Genomic DNA, 23,695 nt, shown 5'->3' with positions numbered 1-23,695 from the left:
TTTTTGCTCTATAATAAAAACCCGTTAATTACTCCTTGAAATGCTTGTTTTGCGTTTTCAACTGCTTTGTTTTGCCATTTTTCATCAGATGGGGCATAGAGCTTTTGGAATAAACGGCGGATGGATGTGCGGCTTCCTCTTTTCGTAACATAATGATCAGTTTCTTCAATAGTGGCTTGCAGGCTTTTGAATTGGCCATAAAGAGAATCCCCCAATGTACCAAACTCAAAGGTTGTAGCAAATAAATGCCTGTCAGGAAACGTTGTTTGCTGAAGACGATAAATGTAATCAATCATATCTCCGTTAATTTCGTAAAATTTTTCAGGAGTAGTAGAGATAATGAAGGGATAGCCAAGCTGCTTTGTGAAATCAGCTTGTGTTCTGTATTCATAACGCGAATTAACAAGGTACATGTCATCCTTTGGTCCGTAGCCTGTATGAATATCTAGCAAAATGATGGAAGTATAAACAGAGAAGAGGGCTTCATACATCTCCATTAAGTGTTTGGTGATTTTCTCATAGTCCTTCCCTCCGTAATATGCTCCCTTGGGGTCTTTGTACTGGCCAAGCGTAACAGCCCTTGTAATAAACTTTTGATTTTTTTTATAAAGAGTCTGACCAAGCTTCCAGGCAAATGAAAGAGATTGACGTGCACGGTTGGAAAAGTGAGCTTTTGGATGAAACAAACTGTTTAATTCTTCGTACTCATTATTTTGTAAGGTAGTGGCGTCCGACCAATCCCAAACAAAATTTCGATTTAAGTCCACGTTGTTTTCATTTGCTTTCCGGAAGTGTTTCATTCCCCAGCTGTTGATTCCGTGTATAAGCCCGAGAGCCGTCTTTTCGTGGTTGAGTTTATGAACAAATTCCTTCATAAAAAATTCCAGCATCGCAGCACCTACATAGCCTTCTATTCCATGTAAACCGGTTGAAATGATCAGCAGCTGGTCAGCCTGATGCGGTGCGGCATGGATAAAGTCCATCGCTGTACCGTCTTTTAAAGAAAACGTTCTGAGGTCTACATCTGGCCAAAATTTTTCTATTGCAGTTTGGTATTGTAAAAATCGATTTTTACATTGGTCATAATCAAATAGAAATAATGGATTCATTTTTTTTAGCACCTTACATTCCTGTTAAATAGGTCCGTATTTAAATATAATGGCAAGGATTAAAAAGAACAGTGTCATCATAAACAAAATAATCTGTATGCCAATTGTCCACTTCAGCCATCTAGTAAAGCTTACAGTCGTTAGGCTTAGGGCAATCAAAAGAGCAGGGTTGGTAGGATATAACAAATGGCTGAACCCATCTCCAAAGTTAAAGGCAAGAACAACGCTTTGTCTTGTTACACCCAGGATGTCTCCAATAGGTGTTAAAATAGGCATAACGAGCATGGCTTTTGCTGTTGCGGATGGAATGAAAAATTGAAGGGCAAAGACTATTAGGTACATGGTAATTCCGCCTGCAATAGGAGATAATCCTTTAACATGTACAGACAAATAATATAAAAGTGTGTCCATCATATTGGCGCTTTCAACAATATGCTTTACGCTTAAAGCGAGGATAATCAGCAATGAACTGGGAGCCAGATTAAGAAGTCCTTTGGTAAAATAGTGCATCATCTTTGAGAAAGGGACTTTGCTGCTGATTCCAGTGGCCAGCGCAGTGAAAAAAACACCTAATGCGATAATGGGCATAGAGTAATCATCCAATTGAAGTACGGGAAGGAGCATAATGACAATAAGTAAAAGGACGAAACCGATAATGGTTGGCCGGATAGTAAGTTTGCTGGTCTCATACTCTAAGGCTGCAGCCAGCTCAGAGCTTGCTTCCACTTTGTAAATGGCGCTCTGTTTTAGTTTTTTGTGATGGCGAAATAAAAAGAGCAATAAAACGCCGTACGTTACAGTGAAAATGACCATTCTATAAAGAAGACCCGAGAACACAGGCACACCAGCCATTGATTGAGCAATGCCAATTGTAAAAGGATTAAAAAGCGCGGAGGAAAACCCAAACCCTACAGACAATAAACTCAAACCCAGCCCCATCAGTTCATCCCAGCCCAATCTTTTTGCCACTAAAACCATTATCGGGATTAGTGGAATGACCTCTTCCAAAATTCCGAAAATCGCTCCTAACAGCATGAAAAACAACGAGAAGATGATAATAATCCATTTTTCTTTCTGAGAAAATCGGTGAACCAATAAATCAATGACTCTTTCAAATACTTTTGTACCATCAAAAATGGCAAATGAGCCGCCGATTATTAAAATGAAAGCTATAATGGTTATAACTGTTACTGCATCCTGTGACAAAAATAATTCAAAAGGAGCTGTAAACCAACGGTAAATCGGAAAGGGCGGTGTATCCGTCAAAAAATGAAAGGTTCCAGGTTTAATAAAAGTATGCCCGTTTTTAACCGTTCGCTCATAGCTTCCAGCAGGGATGATTCTGGTTAACAATCCAGAAAGCAATATCAAAAGCATTAAAATAGCGGTGGATTGAAAGAACGTTTTTCGGCTTAATTTCATACCCAATTGATCGTCCATTTTCTTCCCAGCCTTTTATTTTTATACTTGCTATCTCTATTTTAGCTGTTTCTATTTGCCCAGTAAAATATTTTTGTGAATGTTTAAAAATTTCAGTTCTTTTATGGGTTGCTTCCTCGAGGAGTGAAGGAAACAAGCTCTTTTTAGCTTGTTTATTTCAATGGGCAATTTCTTTGAATGGTTCCGTTAGAGTGTTAATCGTTCACAGGCTTTATGAAGCATATTTCTCTATTGTTTTTTCTGAATTTTATCCTTTCGTGACTGCGGTGAAGCCCTTTTTGGAGTTGATTCTAACGCGACAAGTCCTTCATGGAGCTGATGAAGGCCTTATCGAGGTTAGTTCCATGGCGAAAAGTCCTTCATGGCGTCGATGAAGCCCTTATCGGGGTTGGTTCCATGGCGACAAGTCCTTCATGGAGCTGATGAAGCCCTTATCGAGGTTAGTTCCATGGCGAAAAATCCTTCATGGCGTCGATGAAGCCCTTATCGAGGTTGGTTCCATGGCAAAAAGTCCTTCATGGAGCTGATGAAGCCCTTATCGAGTTTAGTTCAAACGCGAAAAGTCCTTCATGGCGTCGATGAAGCCCTTATCGAGGTTGGTTCCATGGCGAAAAGTCCTTCATGGAGCTGATGAAGCCCTTATCGAGGTTGGTTCCATGGCGAAAAGTCCTTTATGACGTCGATGAAGCCCTTATCGAGTTTAGTTCAAACGCGAAAAGTCCTTCATGACGTCGATGAAGCCCTTATCGAGATTGGTTCCATGGCGAAAAGTCCTTCATGGCGTCGATGAAGCCCTTATCGGGGTTGGTTCCATGGCAAAAAGTCCTTCATGGAGCTGATGAAGCCCTTATCGAGGTTAGTTCCATGGCGAAAAGTCCTTCATGGCGTCGATGAAGCCCTTATCGGGGTTGGTTCCATGGCAAAAAGTCCTTCATGGCGTCGATGAAGCCCTTATCGAGGTTGGTTCTAACGTGAAAAGTCATTCACGACCACGATGAAGAACGGCTCTTGTTGCACCTAGCTAGTTTTTGTCCTTCATGACCTTTATTAAGTCCTTTTCCCGTGAATCCAATCCCAACTCACAATGGAACTTGTCCGTCCCACTGGTATCTTTGTAATCTAAAAGTATTCACCATTTTTCCTCTGTTAGCGCAATGATGGACAAAGTTTCCAAAAACACTTTTGCAATTTATTGACCTTACAAGTTTTAAAAAGTAATATAACAGAGAGAGTGGAAAAGAATGTTAAAATTGAGTGTTGAAGCCTAGAAATTACATCTTATTGGAGAGAAAAATGAAAGAAATCAGTAGTCTTCCGGATTCAAAGATATACAGAACTGTTGTTGTTATTGTAATCATTTTCATGGCAATAGGGATTTTATCTTCTCCCGAAAGAAATCTGCATGCTGCAATCATGTTACATCTGTTTTTTGTTATAGTTGTTTCTGCATGCCTGATTATTTACCCTAAGAGAGAATCTAATTCGATTAAAGGTCTCATTGTTTTTTTGATTGCGGCTTATTTTTATACCCTCTTTTTTATCTATCCTGAAACAATATTAAATTTTATTTTCATTGCCATCCTTCCTGGCATTGCTATTGTCTTTTTTCATAAACGGATCTTTTATACGATTCTCACATTCAATCTTCTGCTTTCTGCAGGGTTATTTATCTATGCCTATTCTTTTGATAAAAAACAGGAATATCATTATTTACTCAATGACTTTTCAGGAAATCTACTTGATTTCTACAGCAGCCAGGTCATTATTTTTTTTATTTTTGTAATGACAAATGCACGAATGGAAAGACTGGCAATCTACTATGAGCAAATTCAAAAGACGGAAAGATTTAAAACGACAGGACAGCTGGCTGCAGCAGTAGCCCATGAAATTCGAAATCCGATTACGGTTGTAAAAGGTTTTTTGCAGCTGTATAAGGAGGACAGGACTTTGAATGAGGGCTCGCACCGGCATTTCCATCTCATGCTGGAGGAATTGCAGACGGCTGAAAAAGTTATAAATGATTTTCTCTCACTTGCGAAGCCTGCTGTTGAAAGCTCTGTTTTATGCAATGTAGGGGAAGGAATTAATAGTGTGGTAGATTTGCTTCAATCCTATGCCTCTATGAATAATACAGCCTTCTCTATATCTATCCATGAACATGTGAATATTTATTGCAGTAAGGTGGAGTTTAACCAGATTCTTGTGAATCTAATAAAAAATGCAATAGAAGCAATGGACCATGGAGGTATGATTTTCATCACCACAGAAAGGGAGGATCGAGAGCTTGTGGTAAGTATCAGGGACACTGGGATGGGAATGGAGAGCAGCGAGCTTAAAATGCTTGGAAGCCCATTTTATTCTTTAAAATCAAAAGGCACCGGGCTGGGGCTCATGATTTGTTATAACATCATTGAAAAATATGGAGGATCCATTCAATTTTCCAGCTTAAAAGGTGAAGGGACTACCGTAAGGCTTACCTTTCAAATTAAAACCCAGTTATCATAGTCCCTTTTAAGCGGTTTTCTTTTCTTGCTATTCAGTTTCACATATAATTAACGATTGATTGGCATTGTCATTTTATTATATTTAGGCGAAAGGCTCTTATAAATAAAAACTGCTGGTTTTTAGCTTATTCCAGTGAAACGGCCATTTTACTTGAATGAGCTAAAAAGCAACAGGATCCTTTACAAAGCCAATCGAAATAAATTCATCTATATGAGGAAGGGGAAAACAATCATCATGAAGAACGTAGCGTTTAGAGATGTACTGACCACCTTCCAGTGGGTCATCTTTTTAATCGCCAACTGCATTACGATTCCCATCGTCATTGGCCATGTTTATCATTTTTCTTCTGGACAGGTAATTGAAATGATGCAGAGGACTTTCCTGGTCGTAGGAATCAGTTCCTTACTTCAAAGCATAATGGGCCACCGTTTATCCATTGCGGATGGTCCTGCAGGCATTTGGCTGGGCGTGTTTATTATTACAGGGAGCTCACTGGCTAGTGCTGCACAGTACCAAAGCGGGCTTGGTACTCTCGAAGGAACCATGCTGATTGGTGGGATTACACTAGGTATAGCAGGAGCAACAGGCCTTATTATCAAGCTTCAAAAACTGTTTACTCCTATCGTGACAGGAACCTTCCTCATCTTGATTTCCATTCAGCTTAGCGGCACCTTTTTGAAAGGGATGCTGGGGATTGCGTCCAGCGGCGATGTAGTTAAGCCATCGCTTTTACTTGTAACGGTTCCATTGTTTTTAGCTGTTTTATTTTTGTCCCTTTTTGGCAAGGGCTTTTTTCGAACATATGCCGTTTTAATTGGAATTCTTGTTGGGACCATTCTATTTCATTTGATGGGCTGGGGATCAGGTATGGAGGGGAAGAACCGGGTATTTTCAATTCCGGGCTTCTTTTCCTGGGGTAATCCGCATTTGAACATTAGTATGGCGGTGACAGGAATAATTATTGGGCTTGTCCTGATTTCCAACCTAATTGCCACAATCACCGCAGTAAATATGGCCGTACATGATTCATCGGAACTGGAAAGCCCTGTCTTGAAACGGAGCGGAATCATTGCAGGTATTAATACCCTTCTTTCTGCTGTTTTTTCCGTTGTAGGGAACGTTCCTTTATCGACCACTGCAGGATTTTTAAAAATGACAGGCAGGGCAGAAAGGCTTCCATTTATTTGTGGAAGCATCCTTCTCGTTATTATATCCTTGTTCCCTGCCGTATCAATGGTTTTCACATTGATTCCAAGCCCAGTAGCATATGCAGCAATCCTGTCTTCTTTTTGCCACATGGCGATTATCGGCTTTAATACAGTCTTGCTGCAAAGGGTAGACCAACGGCGTGCCACAATCTTTGGCCTCACGATTGCAATTGGTGCTGGAAGCATGTTTATTCCTTCCTCCGCTCTTGTCAAACTGCCTACTCTTGCCCAGTCCATTCTTGGAAATGGTTTGCTGCTTGGATTTATCGTAGCGGTTCTTATGGATGTGTTTTGGAAGGAAAAAAAGGAAAGCTTAGATTCTCAAGAATAATGGGCGATTAATTTAGTTTATCAATGAAAAAGGAGTGGACGGTTTTGGATCCACTCCTTTTTTCAGCTGCCATGACTGCTGAATATTTAAATTAGCGGACGCTCTCCGCTTTTTTCTTTAATTTTTTTACTTTAAAAAAGTCTCCGCCCTTCTTTTTGGCATCATCCGTATTCCAAAAAATCTCTTTGTTGACCTTTTTAAAGGCAGGGATATGCTTGGAACAATGAATATAGGCTTCATCAATATCGATGACGACCCATCTTTCGGGCTTCTCTCCTTCTTCTTCCTTTATTATGTTCATCACAGAATCAGGGAGGTGCAGGTCTGTTAAGGCATCATTCTCTATTATTCTCGCACGTCCATTTATATGTAATCCAATCTGGTTATGGAGAAAATCAATAAATAATAAACCAATATGAGGATTTTCCACTATATTTCCCAAGCTCGCCATTACACCGTTTCCCCGGTATTCAGGATAAAAGATTGTTTTTTCATCCTTTACTCTGACAAAGCCAGGCAATCCTGCTTTAAAGGAAGAATCACAATTGCCGTTTTGATCGGCAGTAGAGATAAATACCATCTCTTGCTGGGAGATGAATTCCTGCATGGCAGGATTCAGATAATTGATTAGTTGATTATCATAAAAAGCGGCCGCTCTTTTTTCCGTTTGATATTTTTTTTGCAGCATGTGCTCTCCTCTTAGCTCCATGGCAGAACACTTCCTTTCTAACTACACGATGCAAGTCTTTCTACCCACTATAACCAAACCCATATAGTTCTGCAAACATTTTTAGTTGTTTTAAAAAAAAGACTCGTGCTAAAATGAAGATACATTAAAAACAGGGGAGCCATGAGGCTGAGAGGATGCTTTTCCTGCATCGACCCTTAACCTGATCTGGGTAATGCCAGCGTAGGGAGTTTCTTAGGATCCATAATCTAAGATATTCTATGACTTTTTACATAGAAGGCTTCTCTGCGTCATTCAGAGGGGCCTTTTTCATTTGTCATGTTTACCTTTATTCATGAAAGGAATCATAATGAAGACATTCTTTTATAAATGGCAATTAAAAAAAAGAAGAGCAAATGGTGTTGGCAAAATCGAGTCAGGTTTAATCAGAAGGTCATTTTAATAGAGGAGGATGTTTATGTCTAATCAAGTAACAGTTTCTTTTTCAGTAGTACCGCATGTCCAAACAAAGGATCTATACGCTGTTGTAGATAAAGCCATAGAGGTTGTCCAAAACTCGGGTGTCCGCTATGAAGTTGGAGCAATGGAAACCACGATGGAAGGGGAATTGGATCATCTCCTGGATATTATTAAAGAAGCACAGCATGCATGTGTTCTGGCGGGGGCAAGTGATGTGATCACTTCCATAAAAATTCATTATCGGCCGAATCAGGGTGTTACCATCGATGAAAAAGTCGGCAAGTACCGTATGGAATAATGAGAAAACGGAAATATTCTAATACATTTATTACAATAATATGGTTTATTCTCCTGTTGATTGCCTGGCAGGCTGCGGTAACTTTTTTTCATGTGGAAGGCTGGATTCTACCGAAGCCCTCAGACATTGTCAGCAGTTTGATGGACAATCAGGTACTGCTGATATCAAATACAATTCAAACCCTTGAAGAAGTATTGATCGGCCTGGTGGTGGCAGTGGCAGTTGGAATGGCCCTGGCAACCATTCTTGATGCTGTACCTTTTTTGAAAATACTGGTAAACCCGCTTCTTGTGGTATCCCAAACGATACCAATAGTGGCGATTGCCCCGTTATTTATTATTTGGTTTGGCTTTGGCATGCTGCCGAAGGTTTTAGTGGTTGTGCTTGTTTGTTTTTTTCCTATTTCATTAAGCATTTTGGAAGGATTTCAAACGGTGGACCAAGCGATGTTGAACCTTTTAAAAACGATGAATGCTACGAAATGGCAGGTTTACAGAAAAGTAAAGTTTCCAGCCATTTTGCCTTATTTTTTTTCAGGATTAAAAATTGCAGTTACGTATAGTGTGATGGGGGCCATCATTGGAGAGTGGCTGGGAGCAAGCGATGGTCTGGGTGTCCTGCTAACACGGGCTACCAAATCATTTATGACTGCACAATTATTTGGTGTTGCAGCAGTCATCGTAATTGTGACACTGATTATGTATGCGCTTGTTGAAGCATTAGCCAGAATGTTGGCGCCTTGGATTTATAGAAAGGATGATGATCGTTCATGAAAAAGAGTATACTGTTGCTGCTTACAGCATTATTGATAGTCGGGATTGCCGGCTGTTCCTCAAACCAAGGACAGCAGGCGAAAAACAGAAAGGTTACAGTAGTGCTGGATTGGTTTCCTAATACTAACCATACTGGCTTATATGTAGCCCAAACGAAGAATTATTTTAAGAAACAGGGACTTGACGTCAAGATTATTCAGCCAGGTGAAAATGTTACTGCTGAACAGCTTGTTGCCTCTGGAAAAGCTGATTTTGGGGTGAGCTACCAGGAGAACGTCACTATGGCAAGAGAAAATGATATTCCCATTGTATCGATAGGAGCCATTATTCAGCACAATACCTCTGCGTTTGCTTCTCTTGCAAAGGATCATATCACTTCACCGAAGGATTTTGAAGGAAAGCGTTATGGAGGCTGGGGGGGCCCTGCAGAAGAAGCAACGATTAAAACAATTATGGAAAAATACCATGCGAATTATAATAAAGTGAAGAATATCACGCTTGGCGAAACAGATTTCTTCAAATCAATTGGCCGCGACGCTGACTTTGAATGGATTTACTACGGCTGGGATGGAATTCAGGCTAAGCGCAATGGCGTTAAAATCAACACGATTTATCTTAAAGATATAAATCCTGCCCTTGATTATTATAGTCCTGTCATCATTACGAGTGAGAGGCATGTGCAGCAGGACAAAGACCTTGTGAAGAGATTTATGAAGGCTACCTCTCAAGGCTATCAATATGCGATTGCTCATCCAAAACAGGCGGCTGATATTCTGGTTAAGGATGTTCCAGGCTCCAACAAAGGGCTTATAGAGGACAGCCAAAAATGGCTTAGCACAAAATATCAGGATGACGCAAAGGAATGGGGAATTCAAAAGCAGTCCGTTTGGGAAAATTACATGAATTTCTTATATGATAACAAGGTTATTAAGAAGAAAATTGATGTTAAATCAGCCTATACAAATGAATTTCTTCCGGATGGACAGAAATGACAGGAATAGAAATAAAGGATGTTACCAAGCGGTTTAATGGCAGGGAAGTCTTAAATAATATTATGGTTTCGATTAAAGAAGGGGATTTTGTCTCCTTTGTAGGTCCAAGCGGTTGTGGAAAAAGCACGTTGTTGAATATCATTGCCAATATTGAACAGGCAGACAGCGGCAACGTGTTATATGAAAATGAACCTATTGTTAATCAGAATGCTATTAGCTATATGCCTCAGCAGGATTTGCTGCTTCCGTGGAGAACTGCCCTTCAGAATATCATTCTTCCGCTTGAATTGGAGGGTGTTCAAAAAAACGAACGGCTGAAAGCGGGGATGGAGGTATTAAAGCAATTTAGTCTTGCAGATTATGCCCAACACTATCCTGATAAGCTTTCAGGCGGCATGCGCCAGAGAATCAGTTTTTTAAGAGCCTATCTTTGCAGAAAACCGATTATGCTTTTAGATGAGCCATTCGGAAAGCTGGATGCTTTTACGAAAATGGAGGTTCACCGCTGGCTTTTGGATTCATGGGAAAAAGGCAGGCAAACCATTGTCATGGTAACGCATGATTTAGAAGAGGCCATTTTACTTTCTGACCGGGTTTTTGTCATGTCACAGCAGCCTTCTTCAATCATAAAGGAAGTGGCTGTTTCCTTACCAAGACCTCGCACAATGGATCAGATGATGTCAGATGAATTGAAGAAAGATAAAGCTATCATTCTTGAAAATCTGGCTCCTTATATTAACAAATAAAAAAATGCGCATTCATTAGGGATGCGCATTTTTACTTTTGAATCTGTTGACCTGCCAATTGTTTGCTGCTTCAGGCACATGAGGCTGTTTACCGGGTTCCTTTAATGCGATTTTCGAGAGTATCTGTTCCAATTACTAAAGTAAATATTAACATTGAGCATTTGCTGAGTTCTTACGATTTGGCCTTGAGGGATATTAAAACATCCTCGAGTTCCAGAGCGAGCTGATTTAGATTCACTGCCTCATTGGAAACTTCATCGACATAGGCATTTTGTTCTTCGGATGCAGCGGCAACATGGTCCATGCTGGTTGAAAAGTCTCTTGAGATCATTTTAATACTTTCTATTCCATCTACCATTCTGCTTGTTTGGCTATTTACGCCCTTTACAATCTGTGATACTTCATCTGCCTCTGTAGTTATTTTTTGAATGGAATGGGCAATCTCCTCAAATGCCTGTTCTGTTTTTTGCACAAGCTCAATTCCATCCTGTAAAACCGACGAACCATGCGTGATAGAAGAAACAACTCTTTTTGTTTCGATACCAATTTCTTCGATCAAGCCTTTGATTTGGGCAGCTGCTTGTCCAGATTGATCCGCCAGCTTGCGCACTTCATCAGCCACCACTGCAAAGCCCTTGCCATGTTCACCAGCACGTGCAGCTTCAATTGCAGCATTTAAGGAGAGCAGATTCGTTTGAATGGCGATGTCGCTGATCAGACTGATAATGTGCTGGATATGCTTTGATTTTTCATTCAGAGAGTGAACCATTTCTGACGTTTCACCTACGGTTTGCTGGACAAGGTTCATTTGAGCAACGGTTTGGTTTACCAGTGTATTGCCCGCTGCAGATTTAACGGTTGCCCGCTGTGTAGCTGCTTCCGCATTAAGCATGGATGTAGCGGCCTTTGCCATGCCATTTGATATGGATGAAACCATATTTGATGAATCCATAGCTGTATGAAGCTGGCGTTCAGTGCCGCTTGCTACTTCGCTGATAACAATGGCTATTTGGTCTGATGCCTGCTTGGACTCCTCAGAGGTATGACGCAATTTTTCAGAGGAGAGTGTAACCATTTTTGTACTTTTTTCTAAATGGCTGATCAGGCTGTCCAATTTTTCTGCCATTTGATTAAAACAAATAGATAAGGTTTCAATTTCACGGCAGGAGGTGGTCATAGGCATTCTTGCTTTGAGATTGCCTGCAGCTACTTTTTCCATTGCAGCTTTTAAACTGGAGATGGGTCTTGAAACTCTTCTGACTGTTAGAAAACCAATGAAGCTTGCAAAAATAATGGTGGCCAGAGTGATGCCAAGCATGATATTACGGTTATGGATTGCCGGCTTTAAATATTCGTTAGCATTAAGGGATAAGACATACAAGGAGTCATCGAGTTCCATTTGTTGAGAAATGCATAAAGTGATTCCGTTATAATGAATCAAGCCCTCTTTTTGCTTCAATGCTTGCTGAATAATTTCCGCTGGAAGCTTGGGTAATATAGTATGGAAGCCGGAAAATTCTTTTACTGCTCCATCCTTGGTAATCATAAACTGTGCTGGATGAAGGCTGGCTTGATTAAAATTATTGCGGTTTAACGTTAGTGCATAACCGAGATTTCGGTCGAATTCTTCTTTTGGGACTGTGGCCTTCAGCATGGTAACTTTTTGGTTGATGACATCAGCTGAAGAAACCATCTGTTGTTCAACCGATTGGATTATAGACTGTTTATTCGTTTCATAGCTGTAAAAGGCAATGAGAGATGAAGAAATGATAATCATTAAAATAAATGGGTACACCAAAATGCTTTGAAGACTAAGTTTGTTAAACATGTGTGACGGCAGCCTGGTTAATTTGATCAAGTTGTTTTTCCTCGCTTTAACGTTTTGGTAGGGAGCAAAAAGCCAGTCTGTTTTTATGTGGTAAATCATGGAGTTAGTGGTTCTTTTTGCCTAATCTTATATCTCCATTTAAGCCTTTTAATATTAAGATTATGTAAAGAAACCGTTAAGATTAGATAGACTTTAACCCACTAAAGCGAACATCACCGGCCTGACAGCTACAGGACGGTGATGCTTCCGGTTTTATATTTGCTGAGCCTTTGGCATGAAGGATCCAGCTCTGTGATTAAGTGGGTAAGCGAGTCGGTTTTAGTAACCATATATTCTGATAATCGGTCCAGCTTATTTGTGGTAACAAGCCCAGCAACCTGTGAGGATATTTCAATCATCTTCTGCTTCATATAGGCTTCCTCCAGGTCGAGATCGGTAATTCCTTCGTCAGGGTGGATACAGTAAATCCCCAGGAAACAGATATCAGGTCTAAAACGGGATAATGCCTCGATAGCTAATGAGCCGGTGCATACCTCTGAGTTTTTAAAGATGGCTCCCCCAATCATAATAGTATCAACCTTTTCAAAGGAGCTGAGCGATAAAGCAATACGCGGGCTGTTGGTAATAACGGTGCACTGCAAATCAGCGGGGAAATATTGAACCATATGGCTGGCGGTTGTGCTTCCATCCAGAAGGATAAGCTGCCCGTTCTTTATTAAGGAAGCGGCTTTTTTTGCCACCAACTTTTTTTCCTCGACTAATACATGTTCACGTTCTTCGTATTTAGTATGTGACGGAGCAATAGGAAGTGCACCGCCATGCACTCTTCTGATGAGACCGCGGGCGCTTAATTCCCTCAGGTCTCTGCGTATCGTATCCTCTGAGACATTTAATTCCTCGCAAAGCTCAGAGGCGATGACTTTTCCCTTTGTATTTAAAAGATGGAGGATTTGGTCCTGCCTGTCCTCTCGCAGCATGTTACTTCACACCTTTTCTGTATTCTTAATCTTATTATAAACCTTGTGTTCTTATTTTTAATTGTTTTTGCACGATTTAATTTATGCAAAGGTATTTTTTAAGCGAAACATTGACTTTGACCCGATGTTGATTGAGTAATAGGATATATAAGACTTGCAAAGTGAATAAACAAAGACGTTTATTTGTTTATTTGATGCATAATTAATTATTTGTTTGTAATTGTTTTTTCTTGTTTTTAATTGACTTCGCGTGATATAGGGAGTAAGATGAGAAAAAACTTATGATAAAGGAGAAGTGTAAGATGAAACATGTCTTTATTGATTTGGATGGAACATTATTGAACAATGAAGGCGAAATATCAGCCTGCACAATAAACGTCCTTAAGGAATCAAAAAGAAATGGCTTTAATATCTTTATCTCAACAGGAAGATCCTATCAGGATGCCAAGCATTTAATAAATGAGTATGGACTTAAACTTCCCATTATCAGTTCGAACGGTGCACAAATTAATACAGCAGATGGAGACAAAATATATAGCAGGCCTTTAAAGCTTGAACAGTCAAGAGCGATTATAGAATTTGCCGAAGAAAGGCACTTATACTTTGAGGTATACATTGAAGGCTGCATTCTCACTCCTAAAGACGCATCCTCAAGACTGGTGAAAGAATTGAGGCAGTATCATACTAAAGGAAATGATCCGAAAAGGCAGGAATATGCGGAACGCCAGCTTAATCAGCGCCATATTCTTGAAATGGAAAATATCTCGCAATTTTTAATGAATCAGGACCTGCCTCCTTTAAAGGTGCTCGTATTTTCTTTTAATGGAGGGATGCTTTCAGAACTTCACAGCCAGTTTTCAAACAAAAATATGACCATTACATCATCCTGTCCATACAATGTGGAATTTACGAACATGGGCGTAAGTAAAGGCAAGGCCATTTATTATCTATATGACCTTCTTGGAATTGCCCTTCCTGATACCGTTGCTATTGGAGACAGCATGAATGATTATTCTATGTTTCAATCAACAGGACTTAGGATTGCGATGGAAAACGCGCATCCGTCCATTAAAGAGCAATCAGACATGATAACAAAGTGTAATAATGAAGATGGCGTAGCCTACGCCCTTGAGCAGCTGGTCGTTGCTTGATCCTTCGAAATGAGCTTCCAAATCGCAAAAGGATAGATCCTTTTTTAAACAAAATTTAATTCTTATAAAACAGCGGATCACTTCCGCTGTTTTTTTTATAGGATAACTAAAAAATTTTGATTAAATAAGGCTGTTCTCGCAGGGATTGTTGTTTTATATCCAAAAAATAGATCCGTATTTTGTTCTTCTTTGCGGCATCTAATCGTAAGCAATTTACAGATTTACTAGAAAGCCTGTGAATTTCATTATTTTTTTGTGTAAAATAGCAACAAAGTTTACGAAAAGAGCCTTAAATAATGAAGTTATCCAATGTATTTCCAGCACTTATCGGCTAGCGGATTTCTCCGTTTTATCCCATGAACATTCTCGTAGAATTTCCATTATCTCAGTCGGAGACTCTGGAATTCCTACGCTTTTGAGCACCTTTCTATTAGAATCATGCCTATTCCGCCTTTAATATGGGAATGAAAAGAAGGTAGGATAAACAAGAATATTAATGAGATCTATTAAAAAGAGAGGGGCTAATCATGCATATTTACACCAGTAAACAAATAAAGGAAGTAGATGCCATTGCAGAGCAACAGGGAATGCTGCCTTTTGCATTAATGGAGAATGCTGGGAGTGGACTCTTCAGGAAAATATCCGCTATTTGCAAGAAAGGTGAAGCCATTGCTGTACTTGCTGGAAAAGGAAATAACGGAGGGGATGGAATCGTACTGACCCGGTATTTGAAACAAAACGGCTACTCAGCCGAGCTTATTTTTCCTATAGGTGAGCCAAAAACAAAGGAATCATTACAGCATTTGACGCATTTTAAAGCCTGCGGATTTGAGATAGCCCCTTTCGATAAAAATAAAAAATATGACTGGATTATTGATTGCCTGTTGGGTGCAGGAAGCCAGCTACCGGTAAGAGGCGATTTAAAGGATACGCTTGGATGGATCCGGACGCAAGAGAGCAAAGTGATTTCCGTCGATCTTCCAACAGGAGTCGCTTCTGATACAGGCGATGCAGATGAGAGCGTGATAAAGGCTGATTATACATTTGCTATTCATGGATTTAAGCCGTCCTGTTTTCTTTTTCCATCTTCTGAGTATTACGGAATAGCAGAAGTGGTCGAGATTGGGCTTTCGCACACAACTAATTGGAGAATTTGGACAGAGGCGGATGTGAAAAAGAATTGGCTGAAAAGGGGAGCAAATGCACATAAAGGAACATTTGGCACTGGCCTGTTGATTGCTGGAAGCGACGATATGCCAGGTAGTGCGGCGTTATGCTCGATAGGTGCAATCCGATTTGGCATTGGGAAGTTGATGGTTTCTACTACCCGACATGCATCAGCTGTGATTAGTTCATTTGTACCGGAAGCTACCTTTACTTTTCTGGAAAGGGATGAGCTTGTTCAGGATGACTTGGAAAAAATGTATTCTGCGGTTGCTATGGGACCGGGCCTTCATCCCAATGAAAAGCTGGAACAGTGTATATCGACACTTTTAGAAAAGGATGTGCCTCTTATTCTTGATGCAGGGGCTTTGATGAAAAGGGAATACCCAGAACGTTCTGAGCCTGTTATTTTAACACCGCATCCAGGTGAATTTTCACGTTTGCTTGAAAAACCTTCAAAAGAGATTCAATCGAATCGAATAGAACTTGCCAGCAAATTTGCACAGCATCACAAGGTCCATGTTGTGTTAAAAGGTGAATATACCGTTATCGCTTACCCAGATGGCAGCGGCTATGTTAATACAACAGGGAATGCCAGTTTAGCAAAGGGAGGAACGGGTGATACTCTGACGGGGATTCTTCTGTCCAGCCTTGGCAATCATGCAGACGGAAAAGCTGCTTTGGCAAATGCAGTGTTTATACATGGTTTATGCTCCGATGTATGGATAGAAAAACATGGTGCCCAAACCCTCGCTGCCCATGATTTTGCAAGGCTTCTTCCCGAGGTTTGCCACCGCTTTGAAAGAGGAATGGATGAAGAGGATGTACTAAAAACCCTTTAATAAGAAACAAGATTACAGCAGTAAAAAACAGCATGGAGCGAACCGCAATGACTATTTAATGAATTTTTATCATTAAGTTAGTCACATTATGTTAAATCCTCTAACGGTATTCGTAAGAAAGCCTTTTACTGATCTAACGGGAATTCCCTTCCATAATATACATGTCAACATAGAACAAATTTCTCACCTAAATAGAACGAATTTAGACAAAATATAAGTATATTTCATAGTTGCTTTTCAGCTATAATAGGGACTGAAAGAGAGGGAAACCCGATGAAGAAACGTGGGAGAGCACTTTTGACAGTGCTTTTGGCCGGCACGGTTTTATCAGGCTGCATGAAGGATGCAAGTGTTAAGCAGACAGATGCATCAAGCCAATTGCCAAAACCGTCAAAAATGCGTACAAATATAAATACAGACCAGATACATTATATGAATACTGCGAAAGAATCGGTGGATACGACAGGATGGAGCAAAACAAATACGCCTGTGCATATTCCTATTTTAATGTTTCACAGTATTTCTTCCGGAAATAGTTTACGCGTTCCAAAAGAACAGTTCCAACAGGAAATGAAATGGCTGAAGGACAATGGATATTATACACTGTCACCGGAAGAAGCTTTGACTGTTCTAACTGAAAATAAAGAGCCAAGTAAAAAAATTGTACTAATTACTTTTGATGATGGTTATAAAGACAATTATACTGTTGCTTATCCAATTTTAAAAAAGTATGGGATGAAAGCAACAATCTTTATGATTGGTAAGGCTATCGGATATAAAACTCATTTATCAGAAAAGCAAATGCTGGACATGTCTCAGCACGATATATCAATCGAGAGCCACACGATCAGCCATCTGGATTTAAACTCTTTGCCTGCCAAACAGCAGGAATTTGAACTAGACCATTCTAAGGTCCTGTTTGATAAGATGTTCAAGCAAAACACCATTATGCTTGCTTATCCATCGGGACGCTACAATAATGAAACTTTAGCTATTGCAAAAGCAGCTGGTTATAAGATGGCCGTGACAACCGAGCCAGGTTCGGCAGCTTCCGATGAGGGAATGCTGACTCTTCACCGTGTACGGATTTCACCAGGCATGACACTGCCTGCATTTGCACGGCTCATGGAAATTTACGGAATAGGAACATCTGGAGCTCAGGCTCTAAAAAGTACAAAACACGTATAAAGATCGCAGCGGGATCTATTTGATCCTGCTTTTTTTGCGTATAGAGCGGTGCCTTACCCAAGTATCTTGAATTATACTAGTATAGAAAGAGAAGATTTCGTAAATCGAAATAAAATGATGTGTATGTATTGTTTTTTTACAGAAGTTGACCTACCATTATTTTATAAGTCATTTATTTATTAAAAAGAAGGTTTTATTATGAGAAAAGTTTCGATACAACAAGATCAGTTGCTGATTCGCTGGATGTTGACAGCCATCATTGCTCTTATTGGCGGACTGGTGTTTTTACTTCTCCATATTCCTCTTCCCTGGCTATTAGGACCTATGACAGCGGTTCTGATTGGATCACGTTTGGTAAAAGTTAAGCTGTATTGGCCAGCGTATCTTAGGAATAGCGGATTAATTGTTGTAGGGTATACGATTGGACTATCGCTTACGGTTAATGCACTGATCCAAATGGGGCGGCAGCTGCCTTCCATGCTTTTGATGACAGTGCTCACACTAGTGCTGAGCGCTTTATTTGCATGGGTTGTTTCTAAAATGACTGGGATTGATTATCCTACACTCTTGCTTGGAAGCACACCGGGAGGCTTGTCACAAATGATCATCCTTGCAGAAGAGACACCAGGAGTCGAACTGACAGTAGTGACTTTTTTTCAGGTTACCAGGCTGATTATGATTATCTTTTTTGTTCCGCTTTTAGTTTTTAGCTCACTTTTTGGAAATGGTGTGAAGGATGGGAGTGGAAGTATTATTCATATAACAGCAGCCAGCTGGGGGGATCTGTTTCCCAATATCCTTATTTTTGCAGTGGCAGCCATTCTCCTTGCAAATATCGGCAAAAATATAAAGCTTCCTACACCCTTTTTGCTGGGACCTATTATTGCAACTGCAATCCTTAGTATAGCGGGTGTTCACGGTCCGCAGATACCCTCGCTGCTTCTGGATGTATCCCAGTTTTTAATGGGAGGGTATATCGGATTGATGATGAAGCCTGAACAGCTCCACAATAAGACGCGGGCTGTATTGTTTGCCCTGCTTAGCGGGCTGGTGCTGATTGCCATGTCATGGGTTCTAAGCTTTATTCTTATAGCATTCTATCATGCTTCATCCGTTTCAAGCTTTCTTAGTACGGCTCCTGGCGGAATGGATCAAATGGGGATTGTTGCCCATGAGCTCCATGCTGATTTATCCATGATTACGGGCTATCAAATGTTCAGGATCTTCTTTATCTTGTTTGCTGTTCCCCCGGTCATGAAATGGCTGTTCAAACGCCGTTTCATGATGAGGCAAATGAACAAAGAAAGAAGGGCTTAAAAGTAGAGTGAAACTGTACTTTTTTGCGTTAAAGCTCTAAAGGGGTCAGACCCCTTTAGAGGACTAAAGTGAAATGCTATTGACAATATCTTGCTTAATGAAATACAGTAATGTTATAGTTCCATAAATCAAATAAATCAGTTATTTATCTTTCCTTGTAAAGGAGTATGTTGTATGTTAGGTGTCGTTCTTAACTAATTCGTAATTTTATACGGTCATTCTTTCGGACGTTCTCTGCAAAAAAACGCAGGAGTAAATGTTTATTTGGCTATGCCAAAATGAGAGGAATGATAGTTAAGGACGATTTCATAGCACATAGATGATCCGAATCTAAAAAGCTGTGTCTCGTAGGCACAGCTTTTTTATGTCCATAAAAGAAAACAGGCTAAAAACATTGGTCACACAAATGTGGTACACATTTGATCCGTTGTTCTGTTTCCAATATGGATACATAAGAATCGGTGATCTATTTTGGCTGCGATGGATTTTGTTCATCGCAGCTTTTTTTATTCAAAGGCTTTGAAAATCCTGCCTGTTTATTTCACACTTCAGGAGCCTTCAGAAGCGTGCGGTGTCGCCCTTAACCACATTATTAAAAGGAGCCTCGCATACTTGCACCAATCACAGTGGATCAAGCCTTAGCTTATAAAACCTTTTAAAATTTACAATTGGAGGAAAAAACATTGAATCAAAAAACAATGACAGTTCTAGAATTTAATCGAATTAAAGAAGAGGCATCGCAGTTTGCTTTAACAGATTCAGGAAAAAACAGCATACTAAATCTAACACCTTCTCAAAACCTAGGGCAAATTCGTTCATGGCTGGATGAAGTGACGGAAGCAGCTGCCATTATGAAAAAAAGTTCAAGTGTACCCATTTCAGCGTTAAATGGAATCGAAATTATTCTCTCTATGCTGAATAAAGGCGCCGCCTTACGTCCCGAGCATTTTCGTAAACTGGCGGATTTTCTGCATACCTGCACGAAGATTAAGAGATTTATGAAAGACAAAGAGTCCATAGCTCCACGCGTCGCGGCCTATGTATACGTAATAGAGGAGCTGCCGTCACTGCTTGAGGAAATTGAAAGATGTATCCGTAATGGAGGGGTGGATGACTATGCAAGTAAGGAGCTGAGCAAAATCCGTAAACAGATCTCCATTCTGGATGATCGCTTGAAGGAGAAGGTGTACCAATTTCTAAAATCGGCAAAATATAAACCCTATTTGCAGGATGCAATTGTCAGTGAAAGAAGTGGCCGCTACGTGATTCCAGTGAAAAAAGAATATAAAGGAAAAATTAAAGGGACGGTCCTGGATACTTCAGCATCCGGTTCTACCATTTATGTTGAACCGGAAGAAGTCATTCCTTATCAGGAACAGCTCCAGTTATTAAAGTCAGCGGAAGAATTGGAAGTTGAAAAAATTCTGATCTATTTAACAGGGTTAGTGGAAGAAAAACAAGAATCAATACGTCTTTCCATTGAGACTATGATTCATTACGATATTCTTTTTGCAAAAGCAAAATACAGCCTATCAATTGATGGGAGAGGTGTGGAAATCAACGAAGACCATTATATTTGTTTAAAACAGGCAAAGCACCCTTTACTGGGATCCAATGCTGTTCCGCTTAATCTTGAATTGGGCAAAGATTATTATGCCCTTGTCATAACGGGTCCTAATACAGGAGGGAAAACTGTAGGAATTAAAACAGTTGGCTTGTTAACCCTAATGGTTCAATCCGGCCTTCATATTCCGGTAGCTGACGGAAGCCATATCTGTGTGTTCCAGCATATTTTAGTGGACATTGGAGATGGGCAAAGCATTGAACAAAGCTTGAGTACCTTCAGTTCTCATATTAGAAACATCATTTCTATTCTAAAAGATGCGAATGACCATAGCCTAGTCATCCTGGATGAACTCGGATCCGGTACAGATCCGGCTGAAGGTATGGGGCTCGCAACAGCGCTCCTTCAGCAATTTTACCGAAAAGGGGCAACAATCCTCGCAACCACTCATTATAGTGAAATTAAAGAATTTGCTGAGCAGACCGAAGGATTTATGAATGGCTCTATGGAATTTGACCTTGAAACGCTTAAACCGACATATCGGCTAATCATTGGAAAAGGCGGGGAAAGCCAGGCATTTGCCATCGCTCTAAAGCTGGGGATCCATCCGAGTATTATTCAGGAGGCTTATCGCATTACGTACAAAGAGGAGAAGATTTTTACGTTTGGTGAAACAGACCCTGGAAAAATACGAGAATTGGAACAGCAAATCGCGATTAACCGCTATGCCAGGAGGAATAAGAAGAATCATCGTCCTAAAGCGAACAGTTTTAGTCAGGGAGATAATGTAGCCATCCCTTCAACCGGTGAATTTGGCATTATTTATAAAGGCCCTGATGAAGCAGGAAATTACATTGTTCAAGTACAGGGAGAAAAAAGAACATACAACCATAAGCGATTAAAGCTTTATATTACAGCAGCAGAATTATATCCGGCAGATTATGACTTTGATATTATTTTTGAAACAAAGGAAAATCGAAAAACGAAAGCCCTGATGGAAAAGAAACATGTTGAGGGGCTGGTAATTGATAGGGAAAGCCAGGAATAAAAAATAAAGAAGAGTCCTTCCTGACGGGATCCTTTCTCCCTCATCGATAGGAAGGGCTATCTAGCATTACTATCAGTTGCTATATGTATTAAAACAATAAACCCAAAACTTGCTAACGAAATAAATAGTTGTCTTACATTGTAAAAAAGCAACTATAGATGCGAAAACAGCCTTGATTAAATAGTAAGTGAATAGAGGATTTTATCTGCATGGGAAAGAACTAATAAAAGAATAAGGCTCATTTCGTAAGCATTGTTGCGATAGTATACTAGCTTCATTTTGCAAACAAAAGGTACCTAGAATGACTGACTAAATAAGAACATACTCATTATACGAAAAGCAACTATCCATGCGAAAACAGCCAAACTAAAAATCTAATTGATAGGTGAATGGCATGTCCATAGATCGAAAACAGTTTATTTTCAGTTCTCATCAGGCTCTTTTAGGTGCAATTCCTAAAAAGCTTCGCGGCCTGACTGTAGGTGAAGAATACAATACTCTTGTTTGGAGGGCTTATTTTGACGATCAGCCTACAGAAAAGGAAAAGACCCTTTTAAGTTTAGCTTTAAACCGGATTATGGCGGAATTTCCTTCTATTCAGCATATAAAAGAGGAATATATTTTTATTCCCTCTTCATTTCGTATTGAAGCTTTGGATTATTGGATTTTTCTTCGCTGGGAGGAAAATGATTAAATCTGGCATTGCTGTCTAAAGAATGCAAACACAGCCATTGCCAGGAATAGGAGAGGCACAAATAAATCTACAAGACATATTAGAGCTTGATTTTGAGTATCTTGCCAGTTTTACAAACCGTTTAGAAAGGCCATGGGGCACTCTTTTCTATAATGTGGAACAGCCGGTTTATTTTGATGCCAATCATGCCCATGTAGATAAGATAAATGAAAACCCGGGAGAAATGATTGATGAAGTGCTTGATTTTTATACGTCTAAAAATCTCGTGCCCCGCTTTTATATTTATAACCTTGAAGAACAGCAGAATCTTTTTTCTGCCCTGGAGGAAAAGGGATTTAAAGTAGAGGAGCTGGAAAGTCCCGTCCAATTATGGAATGGGCTGCAGCTGAAGCAGCAATGCAGAGAAGATGTTGTAATTGAACGGGTAGGCGATCATAATTTTCACGAGGCGCTGGAAATAGAATGCAGTATTGATGAGCTGGGAGGACGCGCAGTCAGAGAAAAATCATTTCCGGAAGAATACAGCCATCCCGCCTTTACTCACTACCTTTTGCGCTATAAAGGGACAGCCTGTGCAACGGCCTGTATTTTTGCTTCTAATCATATTGCCCGGCTTGAAACAGTGGCTACCTTAAAGGCTTTTCGCGGAAAAGGTCTGATAGGGGAACTGATCAGCTTTATTCAAAAAGAAGTGAAAAACAGCGGATATGAGAAGCTGTGGGTACACCCTATTAATGACCGTGTAGCAAAGGTTTATCAAAGATATGGATTCGAAAATGCAGGAAATCTAAAAATGAAGCATGCTTATTATAGTGGTAGAAGCATTACAGAAATTCAAAATAGCTAGACCCTTCTGGGAAACTTTGTTGCTATAAAAAAGAAGTCCCGATGACTGTCTAAAGAAGGAATTGTTTAGCGTATGAAAAGCAACAATGTATGCGTAAAGAGCCAATAAGCAAATTTGCTGAGCTGAGACCAAAAAACAAGTGAAAGCTTGCCTTTTTTGGTCTGTTTGCATCTGAATGAAAGCTTAGAAGAAGGTTCTTTAAAAGAATAAGGAACTTAACGCAGAAAAACAGATAGAAAAAAGTCCTTCATAAGGGTGATGAAGGCTGAAACTTGGAAAAAGAGAAAGGGAAAAGTCCTTCATAAGGGTGATGAAGGCCAAAACTTGGAAAAAGAAAAAGGGAATCGTCCTTTATAAAGGTGATGAAGGCCAAAACAGGAAAAAAGAGAGAGAAAAAAGTCCTTCATAAGCGAGATGAAGTCCAAAACTTGAAAAAGAGAAAGAGGAAAGTCCTTCATAAGGGTGATGAAGGCCAAAACTTGGAAAAAGAGAAAGGGAAAAGGCCTTCATAAGGGTGATGAAGGCC

Annotated in this window: 18 protein-coding genes and 1 riboswitch; of the genes, 13 read left to right on the top strand and 5 right to left on the bottom strand. The window is 40.0% G+C overall.

Going from position 1 to position 23,695, the window contains the following annotated elements:
- Nucleotides 1-8: 8 nt before the first annotated feature.
- The gene (locus A5N88_RS13850) at nt 9-1,109 is read right to left on the bottom strand and encodes a M14 family metallopeptidase (RefSeq protein WP_066267058.1); all 1,101 of its coding nucleotides are present in this window, start codon (nt 1,107-1,109) and stop codon (nt 9-11) included.
- A gap of 24 nt (nt 1,110-1,133) precedes the next feature.
- Entirely contained in the window at nt 1,134-2,549 is a 1,416-nt protein-coding gene (locus tag A5N88_RS13845) for a YfcC family protein (protein ID WP_066267056.1), read from the bottom strand.
- Between the two features lie 1,293 nt (nt 2,550-3,842).
- Between A5N88_RS13845 and A5N88_RS13840 the strand changes: the two genes are divergently transcribed.
- A complete protein-coding gene (locus A5N88_RS13840; RefSeq protein ID WP_066267054.1) occupies nt 3,843-5,054 on the top strand; it encodes an ATP-binding protein in 1,212 nt (403 codons plus the stop codon).
- 234 nt (nt 5,055-5,288) lie between these two features.
- Nucleotides 5,289-6,593, top strand: a complete 1,305-nt coding sequence (locus A5N88_RS13835; protein WP_066267052.1) for a purine/pyrimidine permease — start codon at nt 5,289-5,291, stop codon at nt 6,591-6,593.
- Nucleotides 6,594-6,684: 91 nt separating this feature from the next.
- On the opposite strand, the gene A5N88_RS13830 is transcribed toward A5N88_RS13835, so the two are convergent.
- Complete coding sequence (locus A5N88_RS13830) at nt 6,685-7,281, bottom strand: pyridoxamine 5'-phosphate oxidase family protein (RefSeq protein WP_232317581.1); 597 nt, start codon at nt 7,279-7,281, stop codon at nt 6,685-6,687.
- A gap of 143 nt (nt 7,282-7,424) precedes the next feature.
- Nucleotides 7,425-7,527, top strand: a riboswitch (TPP riboswitch).
- Between the two features lie 211 nt (nt 7,528-7,738).
- Here A5N88_RS13830 and A5N88_RS13825 point away from each other — a divergent pair.
- From A5N88_RS13825 to A5N88_RS13810, 4 genes are read left to right on the top strand one after another with little or no spacing between them, the layout of a single operon-like run.
- The gene (locus tag A5N88_RS13825; RefSeq protein ID WP_066267047.1) at nt 7,739-8,038 is read left to right on the top strand and encodes an MTH1187 family thiamine-binding protein; all 300 of its coding nucleotides are present in this window, start codon (nt 7,739-7,741) and stop codon (nt 8,036-8,038) included.
- Entirely contained in the window at nt 8,038-8,811 is a 774-nt protein-coding gene (locus A5N88_RS13820) for an ABC transporter permease (protein ID WP_066267046.1), read from the top strand. Before A5N88_RS13825 ends, A5N88_RS13820 begins: the two co-directional genes overlap by 1 nt.
- A complete protein-coding gene (locus tag A5N88_RS13815) occupies nt 8,808-9,803 on the top strand; it encodes an ABC transporter substrate-binding protein (RefSeq protein WP_066267044.1) in 996 nt (331 codons plus the stop codon). Before A5N88_RS13820 ends, A5N88_RS13815 begins: the two co-directional genes overlap by 4 nt.
- Nucleotides 9,800-10,549: an ABC transporter ATP-binding protein gene (locus tag A5N88_RS13810; RefSeq protein ID WP_066267043.1), complete on the top strand. Its 750-nt coding sequence runs from the start codon at nt 9,800-9,802 to the stop codon at nt 10,547-10,549. Before A5N88_RS13815 ends, A5N88_RS13810 begins: the two co-directional genes overlap by 4 nt.
- 172 nt (nt 10,550-10,721) lie before the next feature.
- Here A5N88_RS13810 and A5N88_RS13805 read toward each other — a convergent pair whose 3' ends face one another.
- Nucleotides 10,722-12,377, bottom strand: a complete 1,656-nt coding sequence (locus tag A5N88_RS13805; RefSeq protein ID WP_198160277.1) for a methyl-accepting chemotaxis protein — start codon at nt 12,375-12,377, stop codon at nt 10,722-10,724.
- A 227-nt stretch (nt 12,378-12,604) separates the two neighbouring features.
- On the bottom strand, nt 12,605-13,354 hold the full coding sequence (locus A5N88_RS13800; protein ID WP_066267038.1) for a DeoR/GlpR family DNA-binding transcription regulator: 750 nt from the start codon (nt 13,352-13,354) through the stop codon (nt 12,605-12,607).
- A 302-nt stretch (nt 13,355-13,656) separates the two neighbouring features.
- On the opposite strand from A5N88_RS13800, the gene A5N88_RS13795 reads away from it, so the two are divergent.
- The 7 genes from A5N88_RS13795 (at nt 13,657) to A5N88_RS13765 (ending at nt 23,169) form a co-directional block, all read left to right on the top strand.
- Nucleotides 13,657-14,505: a Cof-type HAD-IIB family hydrolase gene (locus tag A5N88_RS13795; protein ID WP_066267037.1), complete on the top strand. Its 849-nt coding sequence runs from the start codon at nt 13,657-13,659 to the stop codon at nt 14,503-14,505.
- A 527-nt stretch (nt 14,506-15,032) separates the two neighbouring features.
- Nucleotides 15,033-16,511 carry a bifunctional ADP-dependent NAD(P)H-hydrate dehydratase/NAD(P)H-hydrate epimerase gene (locus A5N88_RS13790; protein WP_066267032.1) on the top strand — a complete coding sequence of 493 codons (1,479 nt, stop codon included), beginning with the start codon at nt 15,033-15,035 and terminating at the stop codon, nt 16,509-16,511.
- Between the two features lie 273 nt (nt 16,512-16,784).
- Entirely contained in the window at nt 16,785-17,699 is a 915-nt protein-coding gene (locus tag A5N88_RS13785; protein WP_066267030.1) for a polysaccharide deacetylase family protein, read from the top strand.
- 198 nt (nt 17,700-17,897) lie between these two features.
- Nucleotides 17,898-19,016 carry an AbrB family transcriptional regulator gene (locus A5N88_RS13780; protein ID WP_083953160.1) on the top strand — a complete coding sequence of 373 codons (1,119 nt, stop codon included), beginning with the start codon at nt 17,898-17,900 and terminating at the stop codon, nt 19,014-19,016.
- Nucleotides 19,017-19,699: 683 nt separating this feature from the next.
- A complete protein-coding gene (locus A5N88_RS13775) occupies nt 19,700-21,628 on the top strand; it encodes an endonuclease MutS2 (RefSeq protein ID WP_066267027.1) in 1,929 nt (642 codons plus the stop codon).
- 394 nt (nt 21,629-22,022) lie between these two features.
- Nucleotides 22,023-22,322: a MafI2 family immunity protein gene (locus A5N88_RS13770; RefSeq protein ID WP_066267025.1), complete on the top strand. Its 300-nt coding sequence runs from the start codon at nt 22,023-22,025 to the stop codon at nt 22,320-22,322.
- 22 nt (nt 22,323-22,344) lie between these two features.
- On the top strand, nt 22,345-23,169 hold the full coding sequence (locus tag A5N88_RS13765) for a GNAT family N-acetyltransferase (RefSeq protein ID WP_066267023.1): 825 nt from the start codon (nt 22,345-22,347) through the stop codon (nt 23,167-23,169).
- Nucleotides 23,170-23,695: the final 526 nt, after the last annotated feature.

It is taken from the genome of Heyndrickxia acidicola, from assembly GCF_001636425.1.
Taxonomy (GTDB): Bacteria; Bacillota; Bacilli; order Bacillales; family Bacillaceae_C; genus Bacillus_AE; species Bacillus_AE acidicola.
This window is presented reverse-complemented; position numbering and strand designations above follow the sequence as displayed.

Bases quoted from the DNA above. Each gene is read 5' to 3' on its own strand.
- A5N88_RS13790 (WP_066267032.1), top strand. From the start codon at position 15,033: ATGCATATTTACACCAGTAAACAAATAAAGGAAGTAGATGCCATTGCA.
- A5N88_RS13835 (WP_066267052.1), top strand. From the start codon at position 5,289: ATGAAGAACGTAGCGTTTAGAGATGTACTGACCACCTTCCAGTGGGTC.
- A5N88_RS13780 (WP_083953160.1), top strand. From the start codon at position 17,898: ATGAGAAAAGTTTCGATACAACAAGATCAGTTGCTGATTCGCTGGATG.
- A5N88_RS13785 (WP_066267030.1), top strand. From the start codon at position 16,785: ATGAAGAAACGTGGGAGAGCACTTTTGACAGTGCTTTTGGCCGGCACG.
- A5N88_RS13770 (WP_066267025.1), top strand. From the start codon at position 22,023: ATGTCCATAGATCGAAAACAGTTTATTTTCAGTTCTCATCAGGCTCTT.
- A5N88_RS13850 (WP_066267058.1), bottom strand. From the start codon at position 1,109: ATGAATCCATTATTTCTATTTGATTATGACCAATGTAAAAATCGATTT.
- A5N88_RS13845 (WP_066267056.1), bottom strand. From the start codon at position 2,549: ATGGACGATCAATTGGGTATGAAATTAAGCCGAAAAACGTTCTTTCAA.
- A5N88_RS13800 (WP_066267038.1), bottom strand. From the start codon at position 13,354: ATGCTGCGAGAGGACAGGCAGGACCAAATCCTCCATCTTTTAAATACA.
- A5N88_RS13820 (WP_066267046.1), top strand. From the start codon at position 8,038: ATGAGAAAACGGAAATATTCTAATACATTTATTACAATAATATGGTTT.
- A5N88_RS13830 (WP_232317581.1), bottom strand. From the start codon at position 7,281: ATGCTGCAAAAAAAATATCAAACGGAAAAAAGAGCGGCCGCTTTTTAT.
- A5N88_RS13805 (WP_198160277.1), bottom strand. From the start codon at position 12,377: ATGTTTAACAAACTTAGTCTTCAAAGCATTTTGGTGTACCCATTTATT.
- A5N88_RS13815 (WP_066267044.1), top strand. From the start codon at position 8,808: ATGAAAAAGAGTATACTGTTGCTGCTTACAGCATTATTGATAGTCGGG.
- A5N88_RS13810 (WP_066267043.1), top strand. From the start codon at position 9,800: ATGACAGGAATAGAAATAAAGGATGTTACCAAGCGGTTTAATGGCAGG.
- A5N88_RS13795 (WP_066267037.1), top strand. From the start codon at position 13,657: ATGAAACATGTCTTTATTGATTTGGATGGAACATTATTGAACAATGAA.
- A5N88_RS13825 (WP_066267047.1), top strand. From the start codon at position 7,739: ATGTCTAATCAAGTAACAGTTTCTTTTTCAGTAGTACCGCATGTCCAA.
- A5N88_RS13765 (WP_066267023.1), top strand. From the start codon at position 22,345: ATGCAAACACAGCCATTGCCAGGAATAGGAGAGGCACAAATAAATCTA.
- A5N88_RS13840 (WP_066267054.1), top strand. From the start codon at position 3,843: ATGAAAGAAATCAGTAGTCTTCCGGATTCAAAGATATACAGAACTGTT.